A 23,059-nucleotide genomic window follows, 5' to 3' on the forward strand; every position below is an offset into this window, starting at 1 on the left:
TGATGATCCTATTGAAGCGACTTTTTCAACTTTTTCAGTTTAAGCATGTTAATTATCAAATCTTTGTCATGATGATTATAACAATTACTATTCCACTACTCATTTTGTCTGTTATTATTTATATTTTTTCTATACAATCAGCTAAAAATGAATATCAAAATAGTTCAAACCTTATTCTTAATAATTTATCATTTAATTTCGACCAATACTTACGAAGTGTAGAGATCGGTGCTCTTACGGCTCATATGGATAGTAGGCTTCAAAATGCACTAGAAAATTGGGGGAAAACTGACTCGGAAAAGGACTATGTTCAAAGTATAGAATACGAGAATGCAATTGAACGCTTCATAAGTAGTATTGAAATGACTATTGAGAATGTTGATAGTGTGCAGATCTTTTTAGATAATCGCGTTTTTTATTCTAGCTTTAAAAGAGCTGTTTACGATGTTAGTAGCCTTTCGAGTGAGGAAATGTATCAACAAACTATGGAACAAAAAGGTAAGGTAGTTTTGTTTGGTACACATGAGCCATTTCATCGACCAAATTCGAATGAGTCAGTTATATCCATCGCCAGAGTCATAAACAAAAGCGGTACTAGAAATCCTTTAGGTGTTCTACTTATAGATATCCGTTTAGATTCATTACGGAATATCTTAAACTTATCCGAGAATAGCAATCGAAATTTTATCATTCTCGATGATATCGGCAAGGTTGTCTATGCCTCTGATCTAAATCAGATCAATTCTGATAAGACATTTAAGACACACACTTTGTTAGGCATTTCTGACTCTAAGGAGGATACCGGTAGCTTCTATGCGGAGATAGGTGGAGTTAATTCTTTTTTTAACTACGTTACTTCTCCATACTCACAGTGGACAGTTATTCAATATATTGATGAACAGGAAATGACGAAGCACGCGAACCTACTTCGTCAGGTTATTTTGTGGTTGGCACTATTTTCACTAGCAATGGCTATGTTATTCATGGTGATCTTATATTCCCGTGTTACAAAACCGATTATCTTTTTAAGTAAGCAAGTGAAAAAAATAGGGAGCGGAAAATTCGATGTAAACCTAACTAGCGACCGTCAGGATGAGTTTGGAGGCCTATATCAAGGGATTAGCAAAATGGTCACTGATTTACAGGCGTATATTGAGCGAGCCTCTTACTTAAAAGCACAACAGCAACTTGCGCATTACCGAGCACTAAAAAGTCAGGTAAATCCACATTTTTTAGCAAATGCCTTAGAATCCATTCAAATGAAAGCAGTTATAAACAAACAAAGAGAGATAGCTGAAATGATTGGATTACTAGGACAGTTATTTCGAATCACTATACAAAGTGGTAAAGAGACTATCACAGTGGAAGAAGAATTGACTCATATCCGCTTGTACATACAAGTACAGCAAATGAGGTTCGGAGATAAAATACAGTATTTAGAAAACTTAGCACCACAAAGTGGTTCAATACAAATAGTACATTTTTCTCTTCAGCCTCTAGTTGAAAATGCAATTGTCCATGGCCTAGAGCCCAAGCTTGGAGCCGGTATATTAGAAGTATCTACTACTTTCTTGGACAAGGATCTTCTCATCATGATTCGAGATGATGGAGTCGGGATAGACAACAAGCAACTTCGACAATTACGAGCTTATTTAGACGAATCCTCTAACACATTAACGGAAAAGCATATCGGGCTCAAAAATGTACATGAACAAATTCGCTATTATTTTGGAAACAAATATGGAATCACCATTGATAGCGTTTTAGGTGAAGGCACTACTATAACTGTACGAATTCCAGCACTTTCTTGATACGAAAACTCTATTATGGATTCTATTCTTCATTTATGGGGACCAATTATTAAGAAGTGACCTATATATTCGATATTAAATAAAAAAGCGCAAACACTTGAAGTTCAAGCGTTTGCGCTTTTAGGATTCTATTGGTTCCATTATTTTATTTAAATAGATTAATTGTTGTAATAATAATTGGCATTCCGAAAACATCGATTAAGAATGCTCCTACAATCGGCACGATTAGGAATGCTTTGCGTGATGGACCAAATTTAGAAACAACTGCAGACATATTGGCCATTGCGTTAGGCGTTGCTCCTAGGCCATGTCCAAGGAAACCCGATACCATAATTGCTGCATCGTAATTTTTTCCGAGCAATCGAAAAAGAACGAACACTGCGAATAATACGATGAAGATTACTTGTACTAAAACGATGATAAATAACGGTAAGGCTAAATCTGCGATTTCCCATAGCTTTATGCTCATTAATGCCATAGAAAGGAAAATACCGAGGGAAATATCACCAATTAAATTGATTTCTTTCATGTTGATTAATTCAGGCTTGAAACGATCAACGATATTACGAACGATTACTGCTATAAACATAGCACCTACATAACCAGGTAATACAAACCCTGTTAAAGTAGAGAACAATTCCCCTGCATATGTACCTGCCGCCATACAAAAAGTGATTAAGAAAACTTGCATCATGAATGATTTTTCTGTAATCGGATGTTCTGATTTCTCAACATATGCTTCTGTTTCTTCTGAAGATGGCTTTAAGTTAAATTTGCGGATTAAGTACCCGATAACAGGACCACCAACAAGTCCACCAGCTACTAGTCCACATGTAGCTGCTGCCATTCCAATTGATACGGCAGAAGGAACGCCTAAGCCTTCAATTGTTTCCCCAAAAGCAGCAGCGGCACCATGTCCCCCTTCCATGGATACAGCTCCAGCCATAACACCGATTAATGGATGAAGATCCATTACTTTCGCTAAAGAAACGCCAATCACATTTTGCATTAAGGCTAAGAATCCACAAGCCAACCAATAGATTACTAGCAATTTTCCACCTAACTTAACAAGTTTAAAACTCGCGCCGAGTCCAATGGTTGTAAAAAATGTAATCATGAAAATAGATTGTAGTGAAGTATCTAATGTAATTTCGATAATGTCGAAACCCTTCAAAATCGTCGCTAAAATAGCGAATAGTAAACCTCCCACAACAGGAGCTGGAATACAAAAACGATTTAAAAACCCAACTCTTTTAACTAAAAATGAACCTATTAGAAATAATGTTACTGCTAGACATAGTGTTGTAATTTGATTTATAGCCATATACATTCCCCTTTGGTTATTCGAAGCTATTCATAATTACTTCATTAATAAAGTAAGCCCCCAATTTTGCTGTTTGATTGTTTATATCGAGTGTCGGATTAACTTCACAGATACTGAAACTTACAGTGTTTTTATGCGAAATCATCTGACGTAAAATGTCACGAACCTTTAAAGTGGATAAACCAAATGGAGATGGTGCACTGACGCCTGGAGCTTCTGCAGCACTTAAGACATCCATACAAAGAGTAACGAGTAATACATCATACGCATCCATGAACTTATTTAAATCCTTAGTAAACTGAGGTGAATCCAATTGTTCATCTAAAAAATACTGAACATTATAATTAGCCGCTGTATCAAATAATGCCGTCGTGTTTCCATATTGTTGGATGCCACACACAAAATAATGTGCATTTGGATCCTCGTCTAAAATTTGCTTAAACATAGTGCCAGAAGAGGTTTGATTGTCATAAGAACGCATATCAAAGTGCGCATCAATATTAAGCAAACCTATGGAAGCGTCTTGGCCTACTGCTTTACGCACCCCTAAATATTGCCCGTATAATGTTTCATGCCCGCCTCCAAGTACAATTGCCTTTCCCTTAGTTAAAATGTCAGAAACTTTATCTCCTAGTTCCCGCTGCGCCTGCTCTAGTTCATGGCCCTCACAAACGATATCTCCCAAATCGAATAAGGAATTTATATGAATATGATTACGCCATGGCAACGATGATAACTGCTTGCGTAAAGCAAGAGGAGCTTCTTTTGCACCAATACGCCCATTGTTACGTCGAACACCTTCATCGCAAGAAAAACCTATCAATCCAACTATTCCTTGTTTAGTTATGGATTCCGTTTTAACAATTTGATGATAACGAAAGTAAGTCGGTTCCGTTTCATGATCTATGCGGCCTTGCCAAACACTCAAATCAGTTTTTTTTAACAATATGTTTCGACTCCTTATAAACTGAAAAATTCATGTTTTCATTATATTTATATATATTTATAATAACAAATACTATTTTTTTATATTATAATAGTTTAAAACTATAAATGAGGTGTGAAATGGATTTACGAAGGATGTATTACTTCAATGCTATAGTAAAATATCAAAGCTTTTCAAGAGCAGCAAAAGCCTTACATATATCACAACCTTCATTAAGTAATGCTATAAAAACACTGGAAACAGAAATCAATGCACCTCTTATAGAACGTACAACCAAACAATTTCGATTAACAGAATTAGGTTTACAATTCTATGAACGTTCGAAAAGTTTACTTGCTCAATTCGAAGTAATGGATACCGAGTTAAAAGAGTTTGCAAAAGGCGAGAAGTTAGAAATTCGATTAGGCATGATCGAGTCAGCAAATTACTGGTTTTCACAAGTAATTATTACCTACCAAAAACAATACCCACAAAACCAAATTACATTAATGGATACATTGTATAATCAAACCGTCCGTCAAGCGTTATTGGGTTTAAACGTACATGGTGTCATAACTAATCAGTATATTGTAGATCAGGAAATAAAAAGTGAATTGTTATATACCGAGCCTTACGTCGTGTTAAGTAAAAAAGATCATCCTTTTGCTACGAAGGAGAAAATATCACTAAAAGACTTTGCAGAAGAAGCATTGATAATAGGTATGCCAGAATTTCAAACGAGTGCACAAATACTAAAAGCTTTTGAACAGGAAAATGTCACGCCGAATATTCAATATAAAATAGAAAGATTTGAAATGATAAAAGTATTGGTAGAGGAAGGGCTAGGAATTGCCCTCCTGCCTGAACACTATGTCAACCACCATTTATCAAAAAGCTTAATATCACGCCAAGTACAAAGTAAGTTTCTAAATCGAAATGTGTATTTAAGCACTATGAAAGACCGCACTTTTCCGGAGAGCATATTAAAGCTATTTGACCTAATAAAGACAATGCACTAAATAAATACAGCAATAATACAAACGCTCTAGAGAATTACTGAGCGTTTGCTTTTTTTAATGAAAATGAAAAAAATCTTACGGATTAACATAGTTAATTATATAAAAAACCCTTCAAATTTTCTTTCTTATAATGGGAGCGAGCAGAACGTTTAATATTTCAGTCTGATATTTTTAAAAAAATTTCTATTCTTTATGATTAGCTTTGCCAGAAGGCACTTTTGCCAATTGGTAGATTGCAGGAGTAATTAGATTATATTTTGGATCTAGCAATACGGAAATTTTCCGTTTGCCTCCCAGAAAGAATGCAACAATAGCAAGACAAATTCACTCAATCGAAGTCAGTGTATTGTAGTATTATAGAATAACAGGCGTCCTGAATAAAAACAGGGCAAAATGAAAAGTATATGTCTAAATCCACTTTTCTTACCGAAGGATGATAACAGGATTCGCTAATGAAAAAAAGATCAGGAAATTAAAACAAGACTGTCTATTTTCACGATAAATAGATTGAACAGGAGATGATTTTGTTTGCGCTTATGGCACCAAAGTTTACTAAGGAATTTGCCAAAATCTCAGCTGTTGGCACAGTGGCGTGAGTTAAATAGTATATTTGCTAAGGAAGACAGACATATTTTGATAAATTATATTTATGACTATCCGAAAGAGGATTTGTTTGCCTATACACAACTTGTTCTAAATGAAATGCGTGCTCGCAACATTAATATTAGGACGCTAGATAAAATGAAGCGTTATTTCACAGATGTACCTTTTGAACAAATAACGGATCCATTCGTTCATCATCATAACGAGGAATATTTCGAGATATGTTATTTTAATCTAAAAGAAAAATACATGCGAGGACAAAAGGATTTTGATGCGGAGCAGTATGAGGCTTTAACGGAGAAGTATGAAGAAATTTGTTCGTCCCAGTGTAGTAAACAATCATGAAGGTTCGTTTGTTCGAACTAACACGATTGTTTCTAACACAGAGACACCTTTATGAGTGAAGTTTATTTGTTTTTCTTTTTTAATCTGTCCTCATAAAACACATTAAAGTTAGGGTCTACAACACCTATGTTTAAATATCTAGCCTTATAGTCTCTTAATAATTCAAAGAATTTTTTACTTAAAAATAACAAGACAACTAAGTTTACAAAGGTTGGAATTGCTGTAGTGATATCCGCAAAATACCATACCGCTTTACCTGGTAGATTATAAGTAACCGCATACACAACCATTAAAAACCCTGGTATTGGGTAAAGCCATTTAAACCATAGTAAAATCTTATATTTTAACGTTAACTTCTTCTCATCTCCAAAGACGTGTCTTAATAGAATTTCATAATACGTATACCAACCAGTAGATGTAGTCAGGCCAAAAAGAAATATTGAAATAGTGATAACATATCTACCAAATTCACCAATCCCTATTTCAAAAGCAGATAGCGTTAAGGCTGCCCCATCCAGTCCAGATGACCAAACACCAGTAATAATGATTGTAAATGCCGTAATAGTACAAACGATGATTGTATCTACAAATACTTCCACTGCGCCCCACATTCCTTGTTTAATAGGATGACTCGTTTTAGCTGTAGAGTGAATCATTGGAGAAGTTCCCCAGCCCGCTTCATTACTGTAGACAGCACGAGCTACCCCCATCCGAATTACTTGGGCAATTGCCGCTCCAGCGAATCCACCTACAGCAGCGATACCAGTGAAGGCACTTTCAAAGATTAAACTAAACACCGGAATGATCTCCGAATAATTCTTAAAAATTATAAACAGCCCTGCCAATACGTAGAAAATACACATAAATGGAACGAGTCTACTAGCAATTTCACCAATACGTTTAATCCCACCATAGATAATAATATAAATGAGAACTAAATAAATAAAAGAAGCTGGAATCATACCAATATCAAAAGAAGAGCTTAATGCCTCAGAAATCGTATAATTTTGAAGAGTGATAAAGAATGTAGTAAAAATTCCAATTCCGAAAAGTATAGCTGGTACTTTCCAATATTTAAAGTTTTTTTCTTCACCAAGTCCCTTTTCCATATAATAAGTAGGTCCTCCAAAAGGATCACCTTTTTCATCGGTATTGCGATAATAAACCGATAGAGTTACCTCTACAGTTTTAGTAATCATCCCTAGCAATGCAGTAAGCCACATCCATAATACAGCACCTGGTCCTCCTATTGCTATAGCTGTTGCCACTCCACCTATATTCCCTACACCGACACTGCCACCAATAGCTGTACTTACAGCTTGAAAAGGTGTCAGTATACCCTTAGAATCCTCTGATTTATCTCTTTTCTTAAATAAATCGCCGAAAGTCACCTTAAAAATATGAGGCAAATAACCAAATTGGAATAGTTTACTACCAATTGAAAAGTAAACTCCTACAAACAAGACCGTGAAAATTAGTGGAAGACCCCAAAGCCAGCCTACTATTGTTTCTAATATCGCGTCCATGCTTCATCCCCCTATTAAATTATTTACATACGCTACTTTCTGTACTTGATAACACCGCCAATTACTGTCATCTCAACTTCTGTTTCTAAAAGTTCATCTGCACATTCCATACTAAATGGATTTTTGTTGAGTACTGTCATATCTCCAAGCTTTCCTCTTTCTAGCGTTCCTTTCATATTCTCTTCATTCGTAGCATAGGCACCCCCTACCGTAAAAATTTTAAAGGCTTTATACATGGAGAGTTTTTCTGCCTCATTATAACCATTATGATTTTCCCCAATTTTTTTACGGGTAACAGCTGCATGAATTCCTAATAAGGGATTTAACGGTTCGATAGGTGCATCTGAGCTTCCGGCTGTAATGACACCTTTTTCTAGCAACGTTTTAAATGGATAAGACAAATTAGCTCTTGACTCTCCTAACCTATCAACAATCCAAGGATAATCGCTTGGTACAAATCTAGGTTGTATATCGATTATGCGATTAGGACTTTTTAATCGTTCGATTAATTGGTCATTTAGAATAGACACATGGATCAATCTGTCCCTGTAGGCAACTGGCTTCAGTTTGTCGAGATTATCCAGAACATCTATCAAAGCCTGGTCACCGATGGTGTGGACAGCTATCGGCATATCAAATTCTCTACAATTTCTCATTAGTTGCAATAGCTCTTCCTTCTCATACATAGCGTTCCCGTAATTACCTGGACTATCTGCATAGGGCTCGGACAAAAGTGCCGTTCTACCTCCCAATGCACCATCTGCAAAGAACTTTATAGCACCAATCATCACTTTATTGTTTCCATACCCTGCATACATTCCTGCATCCTTTAATTCTTCCAGGTATTTATAGTCCATTAAAAGATTGCTTCTAGGACCAATCCCCTCTTGATTTATTAGTTCATTAAATAGCTTGTAAGTTTGCTTAGCACCATTCAAGTAAGTTGGGTCGTTCGTATGAATACCTGTTAAACCAACTCTTAAAGCATCCTCCAGCCCCCACTTTACAGCATGCTTAAGCTGTTCATAGCTTTTAATAGGAATACGTTCTGTAATAATAGTAGAAGCAGTTTCAAGTAATAGTCCAGTGGGTTTATTTGTTTCGGTGCTTGTAACTACTGTTCCTCCATACGGTACAGACAGCTTATCATGATAACCACTTTGCTCTAGAGCTTTTGTATTCACTAGAAATGCATGACCACAAACTCGCGGAAGAAATAATGGAGAGTCGGGTGAGACATAGTTTAGTTCTTCAATTGTTGGAATTTGTTTATCAGGAAATATATTCTCATCCCAGCCCCTCCCTAATATCCATTCTCCAGGTTGAATTAACCTGGCCTTATTGCTTATTACATTAAGAAGCTTCTCTTTTGACTCTATACCTGTCAGATCTAGCTCTTGAGCATTAATACCAACGCTCGAAATATGTAAATGACTATCTATTAACCCTGGAAACGCATATTTACCGTCCAAATCTATGACTGTTGTATTATCCCTTCCCCATTGAAGCATCATGTCTTCATTGGTTCCTAAATCTATAATTTCTTCATCTTCGATTACTATAGACTGTACAAGAGGTTCTTCTAAATTCATCGTAAAAATATTTCCGTTTGTATACATTATTCTCATATGACATTTCTCTCCCCTTTTCATCATAATTTGATTCTATTAATTTATTTTAATATTCAGATAAAATTAATTCAATTTATATTATAGAATTTATTAAGAAGAGCAGATTAGAACTAGGTAGAAATATATCTACTATAGCTAAAACACTATGCTGTTATAGGTGAATGAGGATGGGGTTTTGTTTTTCTAGCTATGAGACTAGTTGACAGAGCAACAGACAAAATGGTCATGATTGAAAGCAAAAAGGAATCCATAGACAGCAATAATCCACCTACAACTAATACTAGTGAGTCAATAACAAAAATATTTATACCTACGTTTACACCCGTCTTTGCACTTATAAACTGTGCAACTAAATCAGTCCCCCCAGTACTTGTCCGATATCTAAGCATAAAACCTATACCGATTCCCACTAGTGACCCACCAACTAAAGCACTAGGAACAGATTCCAAGATCACTAGCTGACTATATGGTTTAAATAAGTCAATAAAGAAAGAAGAAATGATCATTCCATGTAGACTGTTATAAAAATATTCTCGATATTTATACCAAGCGATAACAAAGATGGGAATACTAAATAGAATAATTGTCGCACCAGTCTTAACTCCCCACAAATAGTTAAAAATTAACCCTATACCTATGACTCCACCATCTAGTATTTCATAGGGAACTAAAAACAAATTGATACCCAGGGCTATAAAGATACTGCCAAAAATAATAACTAAACCCTTTTTAAATAAATACATATTAACCTCCACTGTCTGGATATGTATTTAATTTATGATTGGAAAGAGGACAAAATGTCTAATTTCAAATCGTTATTCTGAATATAGACTAATAAACCAAATAGAAAGAGATTTATATTTGTGTGTTGTAGATAAGATGCTATTAAGATATTAACTCAATTAAAAAAAGGCTAGCTGTGATAGTCACTAGCTAACCTATTAATAGGAGAAGTAATTAGATACAATCGCACTGATAGTATGCACCGAAAATGGATATTAACTTTGAATTGTTCCCCTGATAAACTTGGAGAATAAAGATCTTTCTCCATTCCATAAACCCCCTTCTTTTTTTGCATAATTAGATATCAGAATTTTTTAAGATGATATCTCTTGACTGCTCGTCACTGAACTAACCTCCTAAAGCAATTTACAAAATGAATAATATATCTTTTGATGCAAGATGCTATTTTTAAATCTAAATAATGTATACATAATTTTCTATTTATTCCATCATAAAGTCAAATATTTCTATGAAAAATTGTAATATCAAAGATAGGCTAGACAAAAAAAAATTGCCTTATCCTCTATCTAAAAAAGCTTTCCATCCTTTTCAGGATGGAAAGCTGATTATTTTAATATATTCTTTTTATGCCATTTAAAGTACTTTTTATTTTCTTCTTTTCTATTAATGCGCATCTTCGAATGAATTTGATATTTATCGTAATCCCTTTCTTCTATACGGTTAGAAATATGGATTTTTCCTTGACCATCAAATGCTATATACCCCTTTTCATATAATGCCTCATGATTATAACAAAGCAATATTCCATTATAAGGGTCTAGCCTTTCTTCCTCAGTACTATCCTTCCAAGGTTTTGATGGGCAAGGATGTAATAGTTCAGGAGAGTCGATGTTGCAAATAGCACATTGGTTATCCCATAAAGGGGAAAGCGTCTGCTTAAATTTCTGAAGTCCTTTGCGAATTTTTACTTTTGCTTCAGACTCCATTACTGCAATAATTTGTAGAAGTCGATTAGTTTCCTTTAATAGAATCGAACTAATAGCAAATTCAAGCTGCTCCTGTTTTTCTAAATTTACATTGTTGTCAGCTATTAACTCTAAAAGTTTGATGGCCAATTGTTCATTACACGGGTAAAGATATCCCTGGTTACCATCCCCGTTTTCTTGAAAGGCTGAATATTTTATCGGAAGAAATAGCTCTATCTCCTGAAAATTATCCTTAATATTTAATGGAGTATTTAGTTCCTCGTATGAAGTTTCTACCTTATTACCAACTTTTTTATAAAGAGCATCATAGGGATTTTCTGCTTCGTAACAATCTTTTTTAGCAATACTGACAGCTACAATGTCACCTTTTACGTAATGAAAAATACAATCCCCTGCTTTGACTTCCTTCATTCGCTCCCAAAAATGTGGATGCATACCACTTTTATCGACCTGTTTAGACCAAATAATGTTATTTTCTTTTTCTTCTATATACGTTTGTCCTTGCATGACGATATAAAAATTCATATATATGTACCTCTACTCTCTTAATCCATATATATATTATAGCAAAAAATTATCAATGCATTATACGATCAACTGTCTTCCAATTTTAGTTAGATTGATTTAGTTAGAAGGCCGCCTTCGCTATAAGATATATGAACACTGTCTTTGTTGAAAAGAGCAGCTAGCGGTTATTCTCTCACCTATCTTTAGGGGGATTCATCGGATTCGCTTGACGAAAATACTGAAACAAAGGGCGAACGGTTATAAGTCTTTGCTCATTGGATTTAATACTTTTAAGGAAACAGGTTTCTCTTACCATCCTTTAACAAAAATAAGTGAAAAAAATATATGAAAATAGCTTCTAGAATATGATATGGTAGAATATCTAGAACTCTAATATAGAAGGTGAAGAAGTGTTAGAAGTAAATGAAAGTAAGTTAGATCGATATATAGTGCATTATGTAGGCGATTCACTTGTTTTAGGTGACGAAATATATTTACAACCAGAAGTTATGCTAGAGGCTGCATTCACACAATTGGCATTTAACAAAGTAGATTTTGAGCAACAATATGATTTCTTCCATCAAACAGACCTAGGGCTAAATGAAGTTTACACATATGTAAATAGCATTTTTGATAACAAAAATAATTTCCTAGAGCAATCAAAAAATATTGCAGTTCATCTACAAAGCGTTTCTCAGCATCCTAATATAAAAAACGGAGAATTATTTATTGGATTGTTTGAAAACTGCATATGGAATACAGAGACTAAAAAAGCTCTTGCTATCGTTAAAATTGATGAAAAAGAGATGTATTTAGATATTAAAAATGAACAAGACAAAGTAATAGTAAACGGTGTAGATGGGATTAACGTAAGGAAAATCAACAATATAGCAGTAATCATTGATATGGGTCCAGATGCAGCCCCTGCAATTTTCATGAAAACAAAGAAAAAGGAAGATGTTGTTTACTGGCAGGAACGTTTTCTGAATATTAGAGTGGCAGATGAACACTTCCATAAAACTAATTTAGCTTTAACAGAATGCAAAAAACTAATAGTTAAAGAAGAGAGCTTCACGAATACCGAAAAGCTTGGACTACTAAACAAAACGCTTGATTACTTTAGAAATGAAGAAACATTTGAAGTTGACGAATATATTGAAACGGTTTTTGACAATGCAGATCAAACTCAAAAAGATATTATAGTTAATTCGGTGAAGCCATATGAAACTGTCATATCTGAAAGTGCAATTGCTAAGTCAGAAAAAATTTATAAGCGAAAAATTAAGCTGGATTCCAACATTGAAATTCAAGTGAATGTTCGGGATATTGATCAAGTAGATCAGCTTATAGAAGTTGGCTATGATGAGGTTACCAAGCGAAAGTTTTATAAGATTTATTTTCAGGAGGAAGTATAGAATTATATTGTCACTGCTGAGAAAAGCTAGAGACTGCTCAAGCTACAATATAATTTTAACAGAGTATTACATGGGATAAAATAATCGTGATAGCTTTCCTAGGAATCAGCGAAATAACCCATTATACTTGCCATGTCAATTCCTCTCCTCGCTCGAGTTAATAACATTAAATCTACAAAAAAAGCTATCTCAAGTTGTGATTATTCATCCTTGAAATAGCTTTTTTATATTATTACTTAATTAATCGGAGAAGTAGATTCCACTGTTCTAGATTTCTGATGTTTCTTTTCACTTTCAGTTACATAAAGTGCACATGTTAAGTCACCTGTACAATTGACCATTGTTCTTGTCATATCAAGTAATCGGTCAATACCAATGATTAATGCGATCCCTTCCACGGGAAGATTAACAGACTCTAGCACCATCGCTAGCATAATCATACCAGCCCCTGGGACAGCTGCTGTACCGATTGAAGCAAGCACTGCTGTCAAAACAACTGTAAGCATTTGGACAAACGATAGATCTACTCCATATACCTGAGCAATAAAAATTGTCGCAACCCCTTGCATGATTGCTGTTCCATCCATATTAACTGTCGCCCCCAAAGGCTGAACAAAACTACTGATCCCTTTTGGCACTCCCAATTTTTTTTGTGCAATCTCCATAGATATTGGTAAGGTCGCACTGCTACTAGAAGTACTAAACGCCACTGTTAAAGCAGGTAAGTATTCTTTAATGACCTTCAACGGATTTTGTTTAGCTAAAAGCTTAAGTGCGGAACCATAGACGATAACTGAATGAACTAGTAATGCTAAAAAGACGACTACCATATACATAAACATTACTTTTAGAGCATCAAAACCTTGCTTCCCTACAGCTGAAGCTAGTAATCCAAATGTGCCAATTGGTGCAAACTTCATCACTAATGTCACTAAAAACATCATTAATTCATTTGCCTGCTCCATAAACCTTTGGACACTTTCCACTTTGCTTCCTAAATAGCTAATTCCTAAACCAATAAATACCGCAAAGAAAATAATTTGTAGCATATCTCCACTAGCCATTGCTTCAACAGGGTTAGCTGGAATTATTCCAAGCAATGTTTCTGAAACTGGTGGTGCTTCTGCAGCTTCGTACTCAACTGATCCTACATCAAAGTTTTCACTGTTCCCTGGTTGGAAAACAAGTGCTAATACTATCCCTATAGTAATCGCTACAGCGGTTGTTGCTAAAAAGAAAAGCATTGCCTTTCCGCCCATACGCCCTAACGATTTTGGATCTCCTATATTAGCAACCCCTACAGCTATTGAGAAGAATACTAAAGGTACTATTAACATCTTAATAAGATTCAAAAAGATTGTTCCTAGTGGTGTAAACAAATAACTATCTGCCGTTTTAAAAAATTCTGGTGCTACGATATTTAAAATTACTCCGACAACCGCACCAAGTACTAAAGCCCACAATATCCTAGTTGCTAATTTCATTCAATCACCCTTTACTAAATATATAATCAAAAAATTATTGGCAGCTTAATAGAATATTAGCTAAATAGATTATTCATTGTTCTAGTTGAAGTATTCTGCATTAAGTAATTTTTCCGACAAATTATTATGTAAAAATATTATAGTTGAATAAATTTCATAATTTCTGTTTTTATGAAAAAACACGAACAATTACATGCTTTTCTAGCAATATAAAATATTTCATTGAGGTGAGCGATAAGCCAACACCACCCTCCGCTACAATGAACAAATAAGAAATGTGCATATTTAATTGGTAAAGTGCTATTTATGAAATTAACTCAGCCAACTTTACAATATTGTATTATCACCTAGAATCAACGAGTAACTAATTTTTGTAATGCTAAATTTCCATAAAAACCAATAATCTTCCAATAACAACTAAATCTATACTTACTAATATATAAGTACCACAATTAACTACAATCTAATCTGAAAATAATAAAAAAATTAGAAATCTATTGGTTCCTTCATTTATGTTAAATAAATATCTTAGTTCGATACACATCTTTATAAAAAAATAGCATCATTCCCAATAAAGAGAGTGACGCTATTTAAGATTGAAGCTTAAATAAATATCCCAACTAAGGTTGCAGTTAAGAAAGAAACCATGGTAGAAGCGACTAATAACTTAAGACCATGTTTTGAAACGATAGAAGCTTTTTCTCCGTTGATAGCTTGTAGAGAGCCACTAACTATTCCAATAGAACTGAAATTCGCAAAGCTAATTAAGAATACCGAAACTACTGCAACTGTTTTCTCAGAAAGATTAGGAATTTGATCTCTGAATTGAAGCATTGCTACAAATTCGTTAGTTGCAAGCTTCGTACCCATCGTTTGACCGGCTACTAAAATTTCGCTTGCAGGTACACCCATTAACCAAGCAATCGGCGCAAATACATATCCTAAAATTTCCGTAAACGTTAAACCGATCGCAGCTTGGAACCCTGCGTCTATTAACGCCATTAATCCTACGTAAGCCACTAGCATAGCTGCTACAATTAAGGCCACTCTACCTCCATCTAATGCTCCCATTGAGATAGATTCAAAAAGAGATTTTGCTTGAGATGCTTCTTTAATGTCGATAACTTCTTCTTCCTTAGAAGAGTCAGGAGCAATAATTATACCAATAATCAAACCTGACAAAGCATTTAGAGCCATTGCACCTAAAACATACTTAGCAGGTAACATAGTGATATAAGAACCCATAATGGATGCAGATGCAGATGCCATAGATGTGATCGTCATGACAAACAACTTGTTTTTGTCCATTTTAAGCACGTGTGATTTAATAGCTAAGATTCCTTCTGATTGACCGAAGAAAATATTATTTACAGCATGGAATGTACTAACACGTGAAAGCCCTGTAATTTTAGACAGGAATCCTCCCAAATATTTAATAATAAGTGGTAGTACACGTAAGTAAGTTAAAACTGAAAGTAACATAGAAGTAAAAATTAAAATTACTAATACATTTATAAAGAATACTGAGCCGCCTTCTGGGACCCAACCTCCAACTACGAAGTTTACCCCTTCACGCCCTATATTAATAACTTTTGTAAAACCATTACCAATACCTTCTATTACAGTCAGTCCGACAGTTGTCTTGAACATGATTAAAGTTAATACGACTTGAAGAACTAACATAACTCCAACAGCTTTAAAATTAATCGCTTTCTTATCATTACTAATTAAGTAAGCTAATCCAAAGACTACAATTAATCCTAGTATTCCTATTAAAATTGACATTCTCTATACCTCAATTTTTATTATTTTTTGATCATACAACTTGTTGTATTTTCTTAGCTCGTCTTAGCATCAAGGTATCAAATGAAGAAATTATAAATTTTTAGAAAACCATTTGTGACCGCTTTCAAAATGATATGAAATGCATATTTTTGTTGACTTAACTTTGCCTGCTCGCTTCCCTTATCTTGTAAGACAGCAAACAAAAACGCTTACAAATAATTCGAATGAGGCTTCCTTTAAAAACCATCATTTTACCTTCAATTGCTCTTGATACTTTACGTCATTTTGTCATTCTACATTGCGAATATTATAGAAGTCAAATAATTGATATTTTAAAATCTTTAGAATGACTAAATGCCTAATATTCTAAATTTTCCTTTGAATTGATATAAACGAATTAGTTATTTAGTCTTTTTTCTAATATTAGAGTATATATTAGTTCAAATTTCTCAACAAAAACAAAGGAAGAATGAGTATTTGCCATACATCATTCTTCCTCTATAGGTTTATTTTTATATTTTTTTAAGCCATAACTTTTCTTTTACCAACTAGATAATATACTAAAAAGCCAAAAATATTCGATAAAGCAAATATGATAATCCAAGCAATATTTAACCTCTTCTGATGATAAGCGTTGATGGTTGCCCAAATTGTGAACAAAGTCCAATAGATTGTTACTCCCACAAATAAAATGATTGTCATCACTTTACTAAACACTCTTTGCTCCATACTAACGAACCACTGATCATCTCCATTCCCATATGGATAAAAGGCTGGCTTTAGCCATTCAGGGGACCAAACTGCTTGATTAAATTTATAGTCTGGAGTTGCTTCTTCAACATATTCAAATACATTCGAGTAGTGGCCAGGTTTCTCACCCTCTTTGACTCCCCTCACATCAAATATCTTAACAGTAGTTATGAAATCAGTTTTTATTATAGAGTTCTCTATCGCCATTATCATTTCAGGTGTAATAGTAGTTTTGTTTTCTAAAACTGTTGCTATCTCTGTTGCTACATTAGATATTTGAGACGATTGCTCTTCTGCATTTTGCCAAAGCCAACCAAAAACCGATAAAAATAAAACAAGGAAAGCTAGTGATAAATATAAAATCCATTTAGCAAATACTTGTTGGGCTTTAAACATTTCACCTAGAATGGTACGAATTTCTTTTTCCTCTCCGAATCTGGATATGGCTATTTTAACAGCTTCCTCTTCAGTTATACCTTCTTGTTTTAAATCATGGACAGCTTCTAGTAAATGAGTTCTCATCTCAGCTTTCATTTCAATAATCTCTTTCTTATTTCCTTTTGTGTTTTGATAAACAGAATTAACAAATAAATCTACTTGTTTCAAATTAATCTCCTCCTTCCAAAAAAGAATCCATTATTTTTTTTACAAATAACCATTCATTGCATTTTTCCTTGTAGCCCACTTCTCCAAGGGAAGTAAGCTTATAATATTTTCTTCTTCCACCGGGCCCTTGTTCATCACCCCAATAGGACTCTATCCAATTGTTTTTCTCCAATCTTTTTAAAGACAAATAAAGTGTTCCTTCCTTTAGTTCAAAAAGATTGTTACTTTTCTCTCGAACGATTTTAGCGATTTCATATCCATAGCGATCGTTTTTCTGTAACAGAGATAATATGAGTGTATCAATATGCCCCTTCAACACCTCTTTATTTATTTCCATTTTTTACACCACCTTACTATTATTTATAAATTATATTACCTAATAATGCAAGGTATTATTTATTTAGTACTAACCAAAAAAAATAGCATTGCGACTGCAATGCTATTTTTATTAAACTATTTTACATAAAACCCTCTAACCACAGTCCTAAGAAAGTACCCACGTAGTTTCCAATTATATATCCCAGTGTTCCAACAATTAAGATTGGTCCTACTAGATTACTCCATCCCTTTGCAATTGCCAGTGCTGCGGCTGTAGTGGGACCGCCGATATTTGCATTTACTGCTAACAGTGTCTCCTCAAGTTCAAATTTAAAGACCTTCGCACCTACCAAAGATACGATTAAGTTGATTGCTACAATGATAAAAGCAAAAATTAGCAATAACGGTGCATTTTCAATGATCAATGGAATTGAAGCAGGAATACCAATCACTACAAAGAAAATATGTATGAGATAGGTTCCAATTTCTTGGCTCCCACTTAATGAATCGAAGAATTTAGGAAACAGTAAAAGAGCTAGGAAAGTGAATGTCGTTAACATTAAATACTGATCTCCTATTAATCCGTTTAACAGGTTTAGTAGAAAGTTTACATCTTCTCCAGAAGGAATAAGAGTATCAAACCAAGTAGATACCTTTTTTGCTAAAATAACTAATGCAAACGCCGTTCCTACCGACAAAGCTATATCCTTTAGGGATATCTCCTTCGCCTTCCAATAGGCTTTTGACTGATTTACTTGATCCTTATTACTTTGAGATTCTAACTCATCTATATGTGGTGTTTTATACTTTTTACGGAAAAATTGCATAGTAGGAATAACCATTAATATAACAAAAAGAAGCGCCATATTTAAGTTGTCTGCAACTACCGCCGATGAAACTAACTCCCCCGGCGTTTCAAACTTAGCAGACATTGCTGCAAAGTTAACCCCTCCACCTATGTAGCTAGCACTGAACATAGCAGCCAGCTTATTGAGTAATGGTATATGATCCTTTAATATAAAAAATGCTATAATTGTTCCAGCAACAGTACCTACCGAACTTATTAAAAATATCATTAAAAGTCTGCCGCTTTCCTTAAACAGCTTTTTAATATTCACATGAAATAATAGTAATGGTATTGCAAGTGGAACAATAATGCTCCATACCGAATCATAAACAGCGGATTCAGTTGGTATGATCCCCGTGTTAGATAAGAGTATGGCTATCAATAAAGCGATAATGGCACCAGTTATTTTCGCCGCCCAGCTAAATCTCTGCTCCAAAAAAATACTCAATGAAGCAACGATAACAATGATTCCCCAAAGTGTAAGTGTGTCATCTGCTTGGATTAGTGTATTTCCCATAAATTCCTCCTAGTTTAGTTAATTTCATAAATAGTACTTTACCAGTAAACACGAGCTTTGCTCTACGAGTAATTGGAGCGGCAGGCGGTGATGGCTTATCGCTCACCCCACGGAAAGCGTCCCCCTAAAGCGTAAATCAATTACATTTTACTCGTTGACAGCATTTAGATATCATTATTTTCTTCTCGATTGTTCGTGTTCATTATAATTATTGGAATTATGAATTTAACTCATTTGAATATAAATTTTATGTATTATACTTACCCTTTAGAAAACACCAACTTTCTTTTTCTTTAATTCTATTATATTCGTAATATTTAAATTTTCAAAATTTTATTTCCCTCGAGTTATTGGATAGCTTTCAATAGTTGTATTATAATTTAGTATGCTACATTAATGCAGAACTAAATTAGTTATATAAGGAGCAATACATATGAAAAAAATCATGAACCAACCTGAAAACCTTGTGATGGAAATGTGTAATGGATTAGTCTTAGCACATCCAGAGCTAGAATTTTTAAAGAAGTACAAAATTATTAAAAAGAAAGCTATCGATCACAACAAGGTAAGTATTATTAGTGGTGGCGGTAGTGGACATGAGCCCGCTCACGCTGGATTTGTAGGTAAGGGTATGCTGGATGCCGCTGTGTGTGGAGATATATTTGCTTCACCATCTCAAATACAGGTTTATCAAGCCATTAAGGCTACGGCTGGCCAAAAAGGTCTTTTGATGATTCTCAAAAATTATAGTGGCGATATGATGAATTTTAAAAATGGAGCTGCTTTAGCTTCTGAAGATGGCATTCACGTTGAATACGTTAAGGTGGATGATGATATTGCAGTAGAAGACAGTCTTTATACTGTAGGTAGACGAGGAGTTGCAGGTACTGTTTTCGTTCATAAAATTGCTGGAGCAGCTGCGGAAGAAGGTAGAGAGCTATTAGAGGTCAAAAAGGTAGCTGAAAAGGCAGCAGCTAATGTAAGGAGCATAGGTGTAGCTCTTACCTCTTGTACCGTACCTGCAAAAGGTACGCCAACCTTTAAATTGGCAGAGGATGAAATAGAGTACGGAGTAGGAATTCATGGTGAGCCAGGAATAAAGAGAGAGAAAATGCTTTCCGCAGATGAATTGGCAGAACGAATGACCATGGACCTTTTAAAAGATCTCGGCGTGAATGAAAAGGATGAGATTGCGGTATTAGTCAATGGGTTCGGTGCAACTCCACTACAGGAATTGTATTTGTTAAATAATTCAGTTGTACGAGTGCTATCACGTAAAAATATTAAGGTGAATCGCATTTTTGTAGGCAATTATATGACAAGCATTGATATGGCTGGTGCCTCCCTTACTTTCATGAAGTTAGACAATGAATTAAAAAACTTACTGTCTAGTCCTAGTGATACACCCTCATTTAAAATAGTTGGACCGATTGATTCAGTCGAATATACTGAAGTTTTTGAGGAAGAAAGCGAAAAGCCAGTCTCATTTAAAACAGAAACTAATGAAGGTTTTTCTGTGATTCAGAATGAAAGATTATCATTATCCAACATGATCTACCTTGTAGATAAAATGAGTGAAGTAATAATAGATAATGAAGTACCTTTCTGTGAGTTAGATTCTCATGCTGGAGATGGAGATTTCGGAATGAGTGTTGCAAAAGGATTCAAGCAATTGAAGCGAGAATGGAGTGATATTATTCAACAGCCCGAACTTACGATCGGTTCCTTTTTACACTCATGCTCTCTCGTTATTATGGAGTATTGCGGTGGGGCATCAGGACCAATTTGGGGCTCTGCTTTCCGCGCGGCTGGAAAAATAACAGATGGCAAGATGGACTTAACTATAGCTGAGTTTGCTGAAATGCTACAAGAGGCAGTGAAAGGAATTCAATCGACTGGAGAACGTTCATTTGGTAGAGGGGCAGAAGTTGGAGATAAAACATTGATTGATGCGTTAATACCTTGTGCAGATTCATGGATGGATAGCAGTTCATCTAGCACAACATTTAAGCGAGCATTTGAACAAGGAGCTGCTGCTGCAGTCTTAGGTGCAGAACAGACCAAAGACATTGTAGCTCGTATGGGTCGTGCTGGAACAGTAGGTGAACGAAGTCTTGGTTATCCAGATGCAGGTGCTTTTGGATTAGGGGTCATTTTTAGCGAGCTTGCTCGTTCCATTAAATAGAAAAAAATAAACAGACCTATCACTTGATTGTACTAGTGATAGGTCTTTTCTTTATATAGGAAATCTAAAGAATTAAAGCCTACTTTAAGACAACCTCTTTTGTTACTCTAGTTTTTCTCTTTCTAGACAGAAACCTTTCTATACGAGGACGATTATACCGTTGAACTATAATAATTGGTAAGTTAAACAAAAGAGCATATGCTACCATAATCCAGCCAGCCCATGCAGGATTCCAAAGGAAAAATAGAACGGCCGGCACGATTGAAACCCAATGGGTCAACTCTGCTCTTTTAGTCTCAATAACAAAAAGTTTAAGATAACGTTTATCGTTGCTAGCCAGGGTATTCTTTTCAAATCCCTTTCGTATTACCTTTGTTCCATCAGGGATTAAATGCTTCCACAGCTTTACACTAAAAAGTCGTTCCCATAATTCACCTGATTTTTCCCATTTCCTCAATTTATATAAAGAATTTTCTTTTTCAAAAAAATGAACAGGAATTAGTGCCATAGAAAGCGAAATCACAATATGGAAAAATGCCCATGCTCCAATATCTATTAAAATAGTCCAAAGTACAGGGAGATGTATTATTTGCATTCAACCACCCCTACAATTTGATTTTTCTACCCTTCCATGTTACTACACGTAAAACCTTAGTTCGAAATAGGGACCACATAAAAACACCAGTAAAAAAGAAGAATAGAATAGGATAAAAGATAAATATATAAAACTGAAAATTACCCGTCCGACTAGCAAGATAATAGGCTTGAGTCATGAATCCAATATAGCAAATTAGAGCTATGGAAATCCATGTTAGAGAATTAACATAAGCAGCCGTTATAAACAAAGCTAATGGAAGGAAACCTCCACTCATCCATATGCTAATAAGTGTCATAACAAACGGATGGGTTGACTGGGAAGCTGTTCCAAAATTCTTTGACCAACCTTCTACAAGTGACTTCATGCCTTCGGGATACATTTGAAAATGAAGTACACCCCTCCCCCCCAGACAATGAACTGGGAGACCAATTTTTCTAAAGGCTTTCGCAAGCACAAAATCATCCATTATTGCTTCTCCTACCACAAAATGTCCGCCTGATTCCATATAATCCGCTCTAGTAGTCAAAATACATGGGCCAAATGCACCTGCACCTTGTAATCGATTACTCCAAAAAGTAAATAGATTCATACCTGCCATCACCATAATATTGAAGATAGCCGAAAAGTTTTCATAAAGTTTATGGACCTTGTGATAAGGCTGAATGGATAAAATCCCTCTAGTGCCTTGCGCTTGAAAACTTATAGCCAAAGATTTCAAACTATCCTTATGTTCTAACCTTACATCAGCATCTAAAAATAATAACCATTCACCAGTAGCTACCTCAGAACCTATCCAGCAAGCTGCGGATTTTCCTTTCCATCTTTGGTAATTTTCATGAGTTTGTTTAACTATAGTCCCAAACTTTTTTGCAATTTGTACAGTCTTATCTGTAGATTCATCATCGACTACTATAATCTCCTTTGGGATAAGTGATTGTATTTGTAAGGACTCGAGCAATGGCTGTAATCGCCCCTCCTCATTTCTTGCTGGGATTATCACAGATATAGTAGGCTGTCCAGATAGCTCTTTGTCCGTTTGTCCCGAGAGAGGGATTTTCCATAGCATAAGAAAACCACACACTATAGCCATAATGATTATTGCTAATGCAATTATGAACAGAACGTCTATCATT

18 protein-coding genes are annotated in these 23,059 nt (G+C 34.9%); 5 read left to right on the forward strand and 13 right to left on the reverse strand.

Going from position 1 to position 23,059, the window contains the following annotated elements:
- Positions 1-2: 2 nt before the first annotated feature.
- Positions 3-1,811 carry a histidine kinase gene (locus MKY94_RS12875; protein WP_342577148.1) on the forward strand — a complete coding sequence of 603 codons (1,809 nt, stop codon included), beginning with the start codon at positions 3-5 and terminating at the stop codon, positions 1,809-1,811.
- A gap of 145 nt (positions 1,812-1,956) precedes the next feature.
- Here the strand turns inward: MKY94_RS12875 and gltS are convergent, their stop codons facing one another.
- Positions 1,957-3,141, reverse strand: a complete 1,185-nt coding sequence (gene gltS / locus MKY94_RS12880; RefSeq protein ID WP_191696801.1) for a sodium/glutamate symporter — start codon at positions 3,139-3,141, stop codon at positions 1,957-1,959.
- Between the two features lie 10 nt (positions 3,142-3,151).
- Positions 3,152-4,063 (reverse strand): formimidoylglutamase, encoded by a 912-nt coding sequence (hutG, locus tag MKY94_RS12885; protein WP_342577150.1) that lies wholly within the window; start codon positions 4,061-4,063, stop codon positions 3,152-3,154.
- Between the two features lie 137 nt (positions 4,064-4,200).
- On the opposite strand from hutG, the gene MKY94_RS12890 reads away from it, so the two are divergent.
- Entirely contained in the window at positions 4,201-5,079 is an 879-nt protein-coding gene (locus MKY94_RS12890; RefSeq protein ID WP_342577152.1) for a LysR family transcriptional regulator, read from the forward strand.
- Between the two features lie 528 nt (positions 5,080-5,607).
- On the forward strand, positions 5,608-6,027 hold the full coding sequence (locus MKY94_RS12895; protein WP_342577154.1) for a pyrimidine dimer DNA glycosylase/endonuclease V: 420 nt from the start codon (positions 5,608-5,610) through the stop codon (positions 6,025-6,027).
- Between the two features lie 62 nt (positions 6,028-6,089).
- On the opposite strand, the gene MKY94_RS12900 is transcribed toward MKY94_RS12895, so the two are convergent.
- The 4 genes from MKY94_RS12900 to MKY94_RS12915 form a co-directional block, all read right to left on the reverse strand.
- Positions 6,090-7,553: an amino acid carrier protein gene (locus MKY94_RS12900; protein WP_154310510.1), complete on the reverse strand. Its 1,464-nt coding sequence runs from the start codon at positions 7,551-7,553 to the stop codon at positions 6,090-6,092.
- 32 nt (positions 7,554-7,585) lie between these two features.
- Positions 7,586-9,181 carry an amidohydrolase gene (locus tag MKY94_RS12905; RefSeq protein ID WP_342577155.1) on the reverse strand — a complete coding sequence of 532 codons (1,596 nt, stop codon included), beginning with the start codon at positions 9,179-9,181 and terminating at the stop codon, positions 7,586-7,588.
- A 146-nt stretch (positions 9,182-9,327) separates the two neighbouring features.
- Positions 9,328-9,927 (reverse strand): YitT family protein, encoded by a 600-nt coding sequence (locus tag MKY94_RS12910; protein WP_342577156.1) that lies wholly within the window; start codon positions 9,925-9,927, stop codon positions 9,328-9,330.
- 606 nt (positions 9,928-10,533) lie between these two features.
- Entirely contained in the window at positions 10,534-11,439 is a 906-nt protein-coding gene (locus MKY94_RS12915; protein ID WP_342577157.1) for an HNH endonuclease, read from the reverse strand.
- A 392-nt stretch (positions 11,440-11,831) separates the two neighbouring features.
- Here MKY94_RS12915 and MKY94_RS12920 point away from each other — a divergent pair, with 392 nt between their 5' ends.
- A complete protein-coding gene (locus MKY94_RS12920; RefSeq protein ID WP_154310507.1) occupies positions 11,832-12,836 on the forward strand; it encodes a nucleoid-associated protein in 1,005 nt (334 codons plus the stop codon).
- A 236-nt stretch (positions 12,837-13,072) separates the two neighbouring features.
- On the opposite strand, the gene MKY94_RS12925 is transcribed toward MKY94_RS12920, so the two are convergent.
- From MKY94_RS12925 to MKY94_RS12945, 5 genes are all read right to left on the reverse strand, one after another.
- On the reverse strand, positions 13,073-14,320 hold the full coding sequence (locus tag MKY94_RS12925; protein ID WP_342577158.1) for a dicarboxylate/amino acid:cation symporter: 1,248 nt from the start codon (positions 14,318-14,320) through the stop codon (positions 13,073-13,075).
- A 603-nt stretch (positions 14,321-14,923) separates the two neighbouring features.
- Entirely contained in the window at positions 14,924-16,105 is a 1,182-nt protein-coding gene (locus MKY94_RS12930) for a nucleoside transporter C-terminal domain-containing protein (RefSeq protein ID WP_342577159.1), read from the reverse strand.
- A 522-nt stretch (positions 16,106-16,627) separates the two neighbouring features.
- Positions 16,628-17,461 carry a permease prefix domain 1-containing protein gene (locus MKY94_RS12935; RefSeq protein ID WP_342577160.1) on the reverse strand — a complete coding sequence of 278 codons (834 nt, stop codon included), beginning with the start codon at positions 17,459-17,461 and terminating at the stop codon, positions 16,628-16,630.
- A 1-nt stretch (position 17,462) separates the two neighbouring features.
- Positions 17,463-17,798 carry a PadR family transcriptional regulator gene (locus MKY94_RS12940; protein ID WP_144535586.1) on the reverse strand — a complete coding sequence of 112 codons (336 nt, stop codon included), beginning with the start codon at positions 17,796-17,798 and terminating at the stop codon, positions 17,463-17,465.
- A gap of 121 nt (positions 17,799-17,919) precedes the next feature.
- Positions 17,920-19,143: a DUF819 family protein gene (locus MKY94_RS12945; RefSeq protein ID WP_151113603.1), complete on the reverse strand. Its 1,224-nt coding sequence runs from the start codon at positions 19,141-19,143 to the stop codon at positions 17,920-17,922.
- A gap of 433 nt (positions 19,144-19,576) precedes the next feature.
- On the opposite strand from MKY94_RS12945, the gene dhaK reads away from it, so the two are divergent.
- Positions 19,577-21,328 carry a dihydroxyacetone kinase subunit DhaK gene (gene dhaK / locus MKY94_RS12950; RefSeq protein ID WP_342577161.1) on the forward strand — a complete coding sequence of 584 codons (1,752 nt, stop codon included), beginning with the start codon at positions 19,577-19,579 and terminating at the stop codon, positions 21,326-21,328.
- A 79-nt stretch (positions 21,329-21,407) separates the two neighbouring features.
- Here dhaK and MKY94_RS12955 read toward each other — a convergent pair whose 3' ends face one another.
- Together MKY94_RS12955 and MKY94_RS12960 are read right to left on the reverse strand one after the other, a co-directional pair.
- Positions 21,408-21,923: a glycosyl-4,4'-diaponeurosporenoate acyltransferase gene (locus tag MKY94_RS12955; RefSeq protein ID WP_342577162.1), complete on the reverse strand. Its 516-nt coding sequence runs from the start codon at positions 21,921-21,923 to the stop codon at positions 21,408-21,410.
- A gap of 10 nt (positions 21,924-21,933) precedes the next feature.
- On the reverse strand, positions 21,934-23,058 hold the full coding sequence (locus tag MKY94_RS12960) for a glycosyltransferase (protein ID WP_342577163.1): 1,125 nt from the start codon (positions 23,056-23,058) through the stop codon (positions 21,934-21,936).
- Between the last annotated feature and the right edge of the window lies 1 nt (position 23,059).

This window comes from Psychrobacillus sp. FSL K6-2843 (genome assembly GCF_038626375.1).
GTDB lineage: Bacteria > Bacillota > Bacilli > Bacillales_A > Planococcaceae > Psychrobacillus > Psychrobacillus faecigallinarum.

Coding starts and splice junctions, on each gene's coding strand:
- MKY94_RS12875 (WP_342577148.1), top strand. CDS start 3: ATGATCCTATTGAAGCGACTTTTTCAACTTTTTCAGTTTAAGCATGTT.
- gltS (WP_191696801.1), bottom strand. CDS start 3,141: ATGTATATGGCTATAAATCAAATTACAACACTATGTCTAGCAGTAACA.
- MKY94_RS12890 (WP_342577152.1), top strand. CDS start 4,201: ATGGATTTACGAAGGATGTATTACTTCAATGCTATAGTAAAATATCAA.
- MKY94_RS12900 (WP_154310510.1), bottom strand. CDS start 7,553: ATGGACGCGATATTAGAAACAATAGTAGGCTGGCTTTGGGGTCTTCCA.
- MKY94_RS12905 (WP_342577155.1), bottom strand. CDS start 9,181: ATGAGAATAATGTATACAAACGGAAATATTTTTACGATGAATTTAGAA.
- MKY94_RS12910 (WP_342577156.1), bottom strand. CDS start 9,927: ATGTATTTATTTAAAAAGGGTTTAGTTATTATTTTTGGCAGTATCTTT.
- MKY94_RS12915 (WP_342577157.1), bottom strand. CDS start 11,439: ATGAATTTTTATATCGTCATGCAAGGACAAACGTATATAGAAGAAAAA.
- MKY94_RS12925 (WP_342577158.1), bottom strand. CDS start 14,320: ATGAAATTAGCAACTAGGATATTGTGGGCTTTAGTACTTGGTGCGGTT.
- MKY94_RS12930 (WP_342577159.1), bottom strand. CDS start 16,105: ATGTCAATTTTAATAGGAATACTAGGATTAATTGTAGTCTTTGGATTA.
- MKY94_RS12940 (WP_144535586.1), bottom strand. CDS start 17,798: ATGGAAATAAATAAAGAGGTGTTGAAGGGGCATATTGATACACTCATA.
- MKY94_RS12945 (WP_151113603.1), bottom strand. CDS start 19,143: ATGGGAAATACACTAATCCAAGCAGATGACACACTTACACTTTGGGGA.
- dhaK (WP_342577161.1), top strand. CDS start 19,577: ATGAAAAAAATCATGAACCAACCTGAAAACCTTGTGATGGAAATGTGT.
- MKY94_RS12955 (WP_342577162.1), bottom strand. CDS start 21,923: ATGCAAATAATACATCTCCCTGTACTTTGGACTATTTTAATAGATATT.
- MKY94_RS12960 (WP_342577163.1), bottom strand. CDS start 23,058: ATGATAGACGTTCTGTTCATAATTGCATTAGCAATAATCATTATGGCT.